Annotated in this window: 5 protein-coding genes and 1 pseudogene; 5 read left to right on the top strand and 1 reads right to left on the bottom strand. The window is 57.0% G+C overall.

From position 1 onward, the window contains the following. Positions 1 to 136: 136 nt before the first annotated feature. From C5J24_RS31455 to C5J24_RS31435, 5 genes and pseudogenes are all read left to right on the top strand, one after another. Positions 137 to 508, top strand: a pseudogene (locus C5J24_RS31455) (carboxymuconolactone decarboxylase family protein); the annotation flags it as partial. A gap of 510 nt (positions 509 to 1,018) precedes the next feature. Beyond that, complete coding sequence (locus tag C5J24_RS31450) at positions 1,019 to 1,987, top strand: MBL fold metallo-hydrolase (RefSeq protein ID WP_105423676.1); 969 nt, start codon at positions 1,019 to 1,021, stop codon at positions 1,985 to 1,987. A gap of 622 nt (positions 1,988 to 2,609) precedes the next feature. After that, positions 2,610 to 6,299, top strand: coding sequence for a PAS domain-containing protein (locus C5J24_RS31445; protein WP_105423674.1), 3,690 nt, complete (start codon positions 2,610 to 2,612; stop codon positions 6,297 to 6,299). Between the two features lie 384 nt (positions 6,300 to 6,683). Continuing rightward, positions 6,684 to 7,634, top strand: coding sequence for a hypothetical protein (locus C5J24_RS31440; RefSeq protein ID WP_172724207.1), 951 nt, complete (start codon positions 6,684 to 6,686; stop codon positions 7,632 to 7,634). A gap of 437 nt (positions 7,635 to 8,071) precedes the next feature. Then, positions 8,072 to 9,451 (top strand): hypothetical protein, encoded by a 1,380-nt coding sequence (locus C5J24_RS31435; protein WP_105423670.1) that lies wholly within the window; start codon positions 8,072 to 8,074, stop codon positions 9,449 to 9,451. A 211-nt stretch (positions 9,452 to 9,662) separates the two neighbouring features. Here the strand turns inward: C5J24_RS31435 and C5J24_RS31430 are convergent. After that, positions 9,663 to 10,367, bottom strand: a 705-nt coding sequence (locus tag C5J24_RS31430; RefSeq protein ID WP_105423668.1) for an aldo/keto reductase, incomplete at its 5' end; no start/stop codon positions are given.

Raw genomic sequence — 10,367 nt, 5'->3', positions numbered from 1 at the left:
TCTTCTGGAGCCAATCGGAAACATTCCGCCTGCAGAGGCAGAAGAACAATACTACGCCATGCTGGACGCGCCAGCGATGGCCGCATAACTTAAACCAAACGGTCTCCGGCAAACCCGGGGCGGTTCAATCCTTGATCTCGTCGATATTCGCGCGTCCCAGCTGAACGGATGCACTTTTTGCCTCGACATGCATACCAAAGAAGCAACGCTGCATCAGGAGCGGCCTCTTCGCATCCATCATCTTGCCAGCTGGCGGGACTCCAACTTGTTCAGCCCGCGCGAACGAGCGGCGCTAGCATGGACGGAAGCTCTGACCAAGCTTCCGGACGCCGGTGTATCGGATGAGCTTTACGAACGGGTGCGTGGCCAGCTTTCGGAAAAGGAAATCTCGGATCTAACGTTCCAAATCATGTCCATCAACGCCGGGAATCGCGTGAGCGTGGCTATGCGCTCTGTTCCTGGTTCCGCGGACAAGGCCTACGGCCTCGATAAGGCCGGCCTAGTGTAAACCACTTCGGTAACAGGCGATCCGCGAGGGGCGCCTGTATGCCTGTCGAAGCTATTCCCGAAACCCGTCCATCTTGGCGTTAGATCGGATGGATGGGTGGCTCATTTCGAATGACGCTTGCACCGTCGAGATGGGCGACGGGTCTCGTCGTTCCTGCCGGAGAGACGACTGCGCTGCTGGCTACGTGAACAGCAGACAGATATTGGGCGATCACCAGGCTCCAACGGGATCGGTTGTGGTTGCCGGCAATTTTTCGCATTCGAAGCAAACGTCAACCGTGAACGGATTCCAAATCGCTGTGTGCCGCGGCCGTCATCCCTAAACCTAAGTTTGGATTACTGACACCTGACAGCGACTGTAAATGTGTTGGGAGCCGCCACAGAGGAAGCGTTCGAATACGGTTGTGTCCAGGCACGTTCGTTTGTGCGCCGAATTCAAAAATGTACGCGACTGCAGCGTACGACCGAATGGAAAGTGGAAGGCTCGTTCCAAGCAACACAGGAGTGCGTCATGTCGCAATCAGCAACAAAAACCCGGACCTCGGGTCCGCAGGAAATAAAAATCCCAGCGGAAAACACCTTTCATCCCGGTAAGCCGGGCACTGGAGAACTGGTTCCGTCGCGCTACGCGCTGCGGATCGGTGAAATTGATGTGATGATCGTCAGTGATGGGGTTCTGCCGCTCCCAACTCAAATGTTGGGACACAACGCCGACCCCGCGGTTCGGGCGACATGGATGCAAAACATGTTCTTGCCAGCGGATGCGTTCGACTGGCCGCTGAACGCGGTCGTTGTCCGCAGCGGCGAGCAGACCATACTTCTCGACGCGGGATTGGGATTGGATCCAGATCTGAACCTGCCTCGGGCTGGACAGTTGGTCAAACGCCTTGCGGCTGCCGATATCGATCTAGCATCCGTGACCGACCTGGTGCTCACCCATCTGCACATGGACCACATTGGTGGGCTTGTCGTCGAAGGGGTGAAGGAACGGCTCCGTCCCGATCTGCGGATTCATGTTGCTGCCGCCGAAGTCGAGTTTTGGGAGGCACCCGACTTCTCCCACACCCAGATGCCGCAGGGGTTTCCTGATGCACTTCGCGCGACCGCCAAAAAATTCCTGAACGAGTACCGCAGCTATCTACGGCTATTTGACGAGGAGCACGAGGTCGCTCCTGGCGTGATCGCCCGTCGCACCGGCGGTCATACACCGGGTCACTGTGTAATTCGCGTTGCGTCCGGAAGCGATGCGCTGACATTCGCAGGTGACGCGGTATTTGCCGTGGGCTTCGATCAGCCGGATTGGCACAATGGGTTCGAACATGACCCCGAAGAAGCGGCTCGCGTCCGGGTCGATCTTTTGCGGCAGTTGGCGACAAACGGCGAGCTGCTGGTGGCAACCCATCTCCCGTTCCCTTCTTTAGGGCGAGTGGCTGTTGCCGGCGACGCTTTTCGTTGGGTGCCGGTCTTCTGGGACTACTGACGGCGACCGCATCCGGCAGAAGCAGTTTACCATGCGTCTGACTGCTAAGCGTTCCGGTAGGCAACGACGCATTATTACCTGTGCTACCGGGAAAATTCGGTAGCCGACCGCTGCTTTCATCCGCGGCTCTAGCGAGGTCCGGCAATCCTTCCGGGCCTCGTCTTGCGTTTTGCGCCAACAAGAAGGTGTGAAAGATTATCCGCAGCGCGAAGTGCCTTCCATTGGGTATTCAATCGGAAAGCTCTTCAGTCTGGACCCGACTAAGCCCGCTCTCAACCGTCTAAACCTCCGTATGGTTTCGGCTCTTTTCCCAAGGACCTAACATTGATGATATGTCAGAAGGTCAGACGGAGGACAGCGGTCGCGCGTTCGATTTGGCAATATGGAAGGACCGCACGTCGTATTGCCGTATTGCCGAATACTGCGTAGTTCAGGCTATCTCTGCGCAATAGTTGCAGATCAGAAAATTCCAACCTCTATTAATTTTTACATGGTGGGTCGCCGCGACGACTAGCATGATGGGACTACTATCGTGCATGAATAGGACTATCGGAGAGGTGGACAGCTGTTGAACGAAGCGCTCACCGTTCCATGCCTGTCGTGTTCCTCCAGGAGTCAACCGATGATGTCCGTCTGGTCGCATCGCCCCCAATCTTTGTACCTCGGGCTTTTTTTTATAGCTTATGTGTTGGGCTGCGGGTTCGCACAGGCGCTTGCTATCGTTCCAGGAATAACTGTTTCTATCTGGCCTCCGGGCGGGATCTTTTTCGCGACGCTCGCCCTCACTTCTCCGTACAGTTGGCCATGGTGGATGTTGGTTGGCTGCATGGCGGAGATGTTCGCGCAACTCACATGGTTCCAGAGTCCGTTGCCTGTCGGCTTTTTGATCTATCTCGGAAACGCCCTTTGCGCGGCTGCCGGCGCAGCGCTGGTTAATCGCGCATGTAAGCGCCCGGTCCGCCTGGAAAACGTGCGTGAAGTTATTGCGTTTGTCACACTGGGCGCTGGCGTCGGGCCGCTCCTGAGCGCGACAGTGGGGAGTGCGACGCTTGCGTGGTTTGGGGTAAAGTCACAAACCTTCACGGCGGTATGGCCGCTGTTCTGGATTGGAGACGCTACCGGAGTTTTGCTCGTGGCGCCGGCGACGCTCGTCCTGATCCAGTCCTGGCGTAACAAGGCCAGACTTTCTGCCGCACACTGGGTTGAAGCCACAGTCTTGGGTTTGATTTTTCTGGGGATCGCAGCGCTTGCCTTGACCGATGACTACCTGCCTTCTCCCTACATCATCCTGCCTCCTCTTCTTTGGGTCGCGGTGCGCTTTGAATTCAGAGGAGCAGCCGTCGCCCTGACACTCCTCGCACTCATGACGATGGCACTTACGATATCCGGTGACAGCCAGTTTGTCGGCGATCCCGAATCCCAAAGGCAGCAACAGGTCATGCTGCAGCTGTTTCTGGCCATCTCGGCATTTTCGGCGCTTATCGTGGCCGCAATCTCCCGGCAACACCAGCAGGCGATGCTCGCCTTGCGTCGGAGTGTGGAAGCATTGCGCGAAAGTGAACGACAGCTCCAACAGCTGATTGACGCTGTTCCCGCTCAAATCTGGAGTACAACACCTGAAGGAACGCCGTCCTATATCAACAAGCGGCTTATGGACACGGTTGGTCTCACTCTGGAAGACTTGACCACGCCGGACGCCTCACGTTCGTTGGCCGATGTTCACCCGGAGGACAGGCAGGCGGTTGAACAGGCGCTCACGCATGCGTTCGAAACAGGCACCGCTTTTGTAATGAAGTATCGCCAGCACAGATCAGATGGAACACATCGTTGGACTGAGGGGCGTGCGGAGCCGTTGCGCGACAGGGATGGCCGGATTCTGCGATGGTATGGTGTGTGCCTCGATATCAATGATTTGGTGACGGCGGAGGAGAGCCTGCGCCAAAGCGAGCGCCGCTATCGGGACCTATTCCATTATATGCCGATAGGCCTTACTCAGATAGACGCCAGCAAGCTCGTTCCGCTCTTTAAGGAATTGCGAGCGCAGGGCGTGGTGGAACTCGAAGCCTATATCGATGAGCACCCCGAATTTTTAGCGCAGGCGGTGGAGGCACTGGAGGTTGAAGAAGTCAACCGACACACGATCGAAATGTTCGGCGCAAAAAATGCGGAAGAATTGCTCACGCCAATCACCCGCTACTGGGAACCGGGCGTTTCCACCATAAGGCGTTCCATTGAGGCGCGTTACCGCGGTGAGGAGGTCTTCCAAGAAGAAACTAAGGTGGCGCGCATGGACGGCAGTGTCATCGACGTTCTGTTCACGACCGCCCGCCCCGGCGCCGTGGCCGACAAGAGTCTCGTCGGTTTTATTGATATCACTGAGCGTAAGAAAGCCGAGGAGGCGTTGCGCAACCGGGAGAGGGAAATCTCGCAACTCGTTGACATGGTTCCAAGTCTGCTCTGGCGGCTGACTCCTGAGGGCGAGCCGGTTTTCTTCAGCAGGCGCATGATCGAATTCTTCGGTTTGGGCGTAGGGGACTACGATAGGCCGGGAATGAGTGGATTGGCATCGGCCATTGCAGCCGTCGTTCACCCTGATGACGCAACTCGGCTGGCAGAGACGCTCAATCGCTCCCTCGCCACTGGGGAAGCTTTCTCCTTGAACTATCGCTTGCGTCGCGCGGATGGCGTCTATCGCTGGATGTTAGGTCGCGCTGAACCGATGCGAGATGAGGACGGTCGCATTCTTCAGTGGTACGGCCTTTGCCACGATATCGATGACCAGTTGCAGGCCGAAGAAGCGCTCCGGAGCAGCAAGCAGCAGCTCGAGCAAATGATCGATGCTGTGCCCATAAATATCCTGAGTTTCGCGCCGTCGGGTAAACTTGTGTACATCAGCAAACGATACCTGGAGCAGGTTGGTTCGCCAATGGCGCACATCGAGGATTTCACGGCCCTGGCCCGTGACGTGGCCCACCCTGAAGACTTTCCTGTAATGTTTCAAAAGGCGTCAAATGGCTTCGCAACCGGCGAACCTTTCGTAAACCGTTTTCGCCGGCGCGATAAACATGGCGTCTATCGTTGGATTGAGGCGCGCGCACAACCGCTGCGTGACGCGCAGGGCGCGATCGTACAGTGGTACATTGCCTCAATCGACATCGAAGACGAAATGCGCGCGCAGGAGGCGTTGCGCGAGCGAGAGCGGTTTCTCTGGCAACTGGTCGATACGCTGCCGGCAATGATTTCGTGCGCTACGCCCGATGGCGAGCCGATCTTCCGCAGCCAGCAGTTGAGCGATTTTTTTGGCTACGAGCTTACCGACTTGGACGGTGCAGGGAAAACACGGTTGGACCGCACTCTGGAGGCTTGCCTTCATCCCGACGATCTCGCCAGCATAAAAAAGCAATATGCCCATTCATTGTCCACGGGAGAACCCTATGCGCGGAGGCACCGCTTGCGGCGCTTTGACGGCGAGTTTCGCTGGGTGGAGACCCGTGCTGCGGCGATGCGCGACGCGGACGGCGCTATTGTTCAGTGGAACGCCATCTTCCTAGACATCGACGCGGAGGTAGGAGCGCAGGAAAATCTGCGCCAGGCACAGGATAGCCTCGCGCGCGCAAGCCAGGCGGCGAGTCTTGCCGAACTTTCGGCATCCATTGCTCATGAGGTCAATCAACCTTTGTCGGCGGTGATGAACTATTCGAGCGCCTGCCAGAGTTGGCTTACGACCGATCCACCAAATCTAGAAAGGGCGCAGAAATCGCTGGGACGCATCATTCAGAGTGCAAACTCAGCGGCAGACGTCGTTAGCCGCATCCGTGCTTTGTTCAAGCGCTCTGCCGACACACGGGATTGTACGACGCTCGACGGTGTTATCCTCGAGGCGCGTGATCTGATGGCCGAGGAAGCGCTGCGTCGGCGTATCCGCATCGACGGCGAAATTGAGAACGACCTTCGGCTCGTTGCATTCGATCGCGTCCAGGTACAGCAAGTAGTGGTCAACCTTATCCGCAACGGCATGGAGGCAATGGCGGCGGTCTCGACTGAGAGGGTCCTTCAGATACGTGCACGCCGGGAGAAGGACCTGGTTCGGATCGAAATCAGTGACTTCGGTGAGGGTGTCCAATTTCCAGCCAAAATATTCGAGCCGTTCTTTACGACGAAAGAGCAGGGGATGGGGATGGGGCTGGCGATTTGCCGTTCGATCGTGGAGGCACATGGTGGGCAGTTATGGGTGGAGAAAAACGAACCGCAGGGCGCGAAATTCGTATTCACATTGCCGGCAGATATTCAATTGGCTCGTGGTATCAGATAGGTGATGAAAAGTTTCGCAGGCGACTCACCGAGAGTGGTCCCGACGTTACAAGTCTCCGTGCAATCAGGCCCGAGACCTACACCTGGGACCATTACGCGGGATCGGAAATTATTTCCGCATACTGCCAACGGAGCCTTCGTTCACGGCGACGCGAATGGCAGCAATGCGCCTTCAAATCCGCCGTTCGATAGCCCCGCACGAAATCCGAAAGCGGACATTGCGGAAGCGGGTCGCACAAGTGACATATGTCGTCTGGGTATCAGACTTATCTAGGTCTTTGCCCTGGCAGGGATTGTCTTCAACCAGAGCAATGCGCATGGTCTTTGTTGGGGGGCACTTCCCTGCGGCGGCAACTTCGGAGGTCGCGAGCTCGTGTGGAGGTAAATGATGCTAAGAGCAACGAAAGAAGAAGAGGACGACGTTCGCGGGTACTTCGAATGGCAAGCTCCCGAGCTTGAGATCACCTTCCTGCAGAAGGTTTACGTCGAGGCAATACTTGGTACGCCACACGCCGTTTGGGACATCCATACCACCAAGGACCGGTGGTGGGTGATAACAAATCCGCTTAACCTCTATTCCCAAGAGCAGTTTCCCAACATGGATCTCTGCTTCACCTTCCACATGGGATTGCGGATCCGGACACCGAAGGAACGACCTCAAGATCAAGCTCCTGAAGCAATGCGGCTGCTCCCTTTCGGAACAACGTTCGCGAAACTCCGTGACGCTCATGACTCGCTTTCCAGCGCGATGCGGCTCTCTGATTTTCAGACTATAGGAGTGAGATCTCGAGAAGTGATGCTGGACTTCATCGGCGCTGCGCAGGACTCTGCGCGATGGACCGGGGATCCTCCGAAACGAGAAAATTTCAGAGGTTGGATCGAGATCATCATCAACGACCTTTATCCAGGCGACACGAACAAGGAACGGCGCGGCCTACTGAAAGGTGCAGCAGAGTCAGCCTGGACCTTTGCAAACTGGCTTGCGCACTCGAAATCATCGACTTGGCGAGACGCCGAACTGGCGCTCTCGATGATGGATTTCGCTGTCGGAAATATCAGCTCCATCATTCTCCACGAAATCCGTGGCGTCCCACTGGCCTGCCCCAAGTGCGGCTCCTCCCATTTACATCCGGAGGTCGGAGAATACGACGGCGATGTCGGCCGACTTTGGGAGCGACCAGTATGTTTGGGATGCGGGTGGCAAGGTCGGGTACTCCCTATTCTCAGTGCCCTTGAACTAAAGGATCTGGTCACCCGGCAAGGCGACGATGGCACCGACGATCATTCGATCATGACCCAGCCATTAAGATCCTTGAGAAGGCCCGACGACACGTGAGGGTCGGATACTGGAGATCAGTGATCACGGGTGAGGAGAAAGCTGCCAATCTGCAACGCGCCCTCATGCCGGTCGTTCACACCACCCGCATTAGTTCCTGGAAGCTGTCGGTCTGCCGTTCGAGCGGTCACGTCCGGAATGCGGCCGATAGGTGACTTCGACAATGATAGAACGCGCCAACATTGAGCCTCAGACAGCCAATGGCCTCGCAAGCATCCGTAGGACGAGCGTTTCCAGCGAACTCGTTTCGGTATCGGCGCGCCGATCTCCAACGGCCTCGGCATTTCGCCGCATTGTAGGAACAACAGAGGCCGACTTCACGTTTTGAAATGAACGGTCATCGAAAATGAGTTCCCATTTTATGCCAGTGCGGTCATGTCTTTGTGAAAGCTCGTATGAGCCATTGCTCGACGACACACGAATCAAAGAGCTGACAGATGGAAAATCCGATTGCACTGAATCGTCTTTCCGAGAACACGGTCTTCCGTAAAGGTGATGTTTTCGTGCTTTTCGGCGAACTGTTCGGCCGCGGATACGCCACCGGCTTGCTCGAGGAAGCCAGACGGGCGGGAATGGAGATTGTGGGGATCACCGTCGGGCGGCGCGACGAGAACAACGCGCTGCGGCCGCTCGACGCCGAGGAACTGTCTTCGGCGGAGGCCCGGCTGGGCGGCAGGATCATCAACATACCTCTTATGGCGGGTTTTGATCTCGATGCGCCCGCAGACGGCCCAACTCCCACTGATCTCCTGGCAAAGATGACGCTTGAGAGCTGGGAACGCGACAAGCTCGACTGGGACTATGTCGGGCAATGCCGCGACATCGCCACTGCGCGTTTTACGGAGTCGCTTTCAAAAGTCATGACCGTTCTCGACGGAATGATCGCCGCTGGCCGCAATGTTTTCTTCGCCCACACAATGGCCGGGGGCATCCCGAAGGCGAAGGTATTCTTGGTCGTCGCCAATCGGATCTACAAGGGGACCGGAGCCCGCCACATGTCGTCGCAGACCTTGCTCGACAGTGACATGGGAAAACTCATCCTGCAGAATTTTGACGACGTCTCCGCAAACACCTTTCGCCATCTCATTGATTTTAGCGCGGCGATCCGCGAGCGCGTGGAGGCTTCGGGCGGTCAAATACGATATACGGCCTATGGTTACCACGGATCGGCGGTCCTCATTGACGGAAACTATCGTTGGCAGACCTACACCAACTATACCCAGGGTTATGCGAAGATGCGGCTCGAAGGTATTGCAGAGGAAGCCTGGGCGACAGGGATCAAGGCAACTGTCTATAACTGTCCCGAAATCCGGACCAATTCGTCCGATGTGTTTACGGGTATCGAGCTGCCCCTGATACCGCTGCTGCTTGCGTTGAAGAAAGAAAACGGGGGCCCATGGGCAGACGAACAGTGGCAGGCCTGCCAGCAGCTTCTGGCCAACGGCTTAACCATGAAGGATGTCTTCCGGAAGATCACCGACATGCAGGCCAGCGAGGTCATGCGTCCGTTCTATGACTTTTCGGCATGGCCCATGGCAAACAGCCAGGCACAGGCCGATTTGACCATCGGCACCTCCAACGAGATCACCCAGATGCATCGGGATAGCAAGTTGATGATCAGCGACCTCCTGAGCAGTCTCGTTGTGAAGGCAACCGGGCAGCTAATTTTTGGCGAATCTTCCGAACCCTCCGGTCCCGTCCTGTGGCTCAACCACGATATCGTGGCTCGGCGACTTAACGCTTCCCACCCGCATTCGAAGTCTCCCGCGCCGCTTATCGCGCAGGGAATGGAACCCTCTCACCTTGAGATGGCGTGACGGCTTCCCAGGTAGCTTGGAAGCTGAGTGTTTTGGCCATGGAGCGACGAATCTTGCGGAAGGAATGCGCCCCATTCTGCCCACTGAGCAGGCGGCGGACCGAGCCCGAAAGCGGCATCTGGCACAAGTAGGCCTATCGGCCCATTGCGCCAGAGTCGGACGCGAGATCGCCCTGTCATATTGCCCAGAACTGCAGTCCGAGGACTTAGACTTACATCTCTTGTTCCCAGAAGCCGCGGGTGTTCACCTTAGCGGCGTCGGCAAGAGCTTCCAACTCCGCGATGTCGTCACCGAAGAGCGTGATGCTGCTGGCGCGGACCAGACCATCGATATAGTGGGGCTTGGTGACGCCGATGATCGGCGTCGTACCCTTGGCGATGGCCCACGCTGTCGCGACATCGGCCGTTGCTGCACCCTGGCTCTGGCCGATCGAGGCGAGCTTGTCCGTCAGAGCCTTCAACTGAGCCAGCATGCCATTGTAAATCTTCGCCCGGCTGCTGCCTTCCGGCAGCGGGTTCTCCGTGTTGTATTTTCCGGTCAAGGCGCCCTGTTCGAGCACCATATAGGCGAAGAAGCGGATCCCTTTGCTGCGGCAGTGATCCAGGATGCCAGCGTGCTCAGAGCCGCGGTAGAGAAGGCTATAGTGGTTCTGGATGGCTTCGACCCGGAACCCGGCTTCGCCCAGGATTTGGTCGGCAAGCTTGATTTCGCTGAGGTTGTGGTTCGAGACGCCGACATGTCTGACCTTCCCGCTTTTCAGCAACGGAATCAGGTGCGGAGTCCACCGCCGCACATCGGCTGGATTGTGAATCCAGTAAAGGTCGATGTAGTCGGTGCCGAGGTTGGCCAGACTCTGCTCCAGCATGTCCGCCATAGACGTGTCGCTGGTTCCCGCGATCCGCGGGTTGAACTTCGT

The sequence above is a fragment of the Neorhizobium sp. T25_27 genome, assembly GCF_002968565.1.
Taxonomy (GTDB): Bacteria; Pseudomonadota; Alphaproteobacteria; order Rhizobiales; family Rhizobiaceae; genus Neorhizobium; species Neorhizobium tomejilense.
The sequence above is the reverse complement of the archived record's forward strand: the minus strand, read 5'-3'. Positions and strand labels throughout refer to the sequence as shown.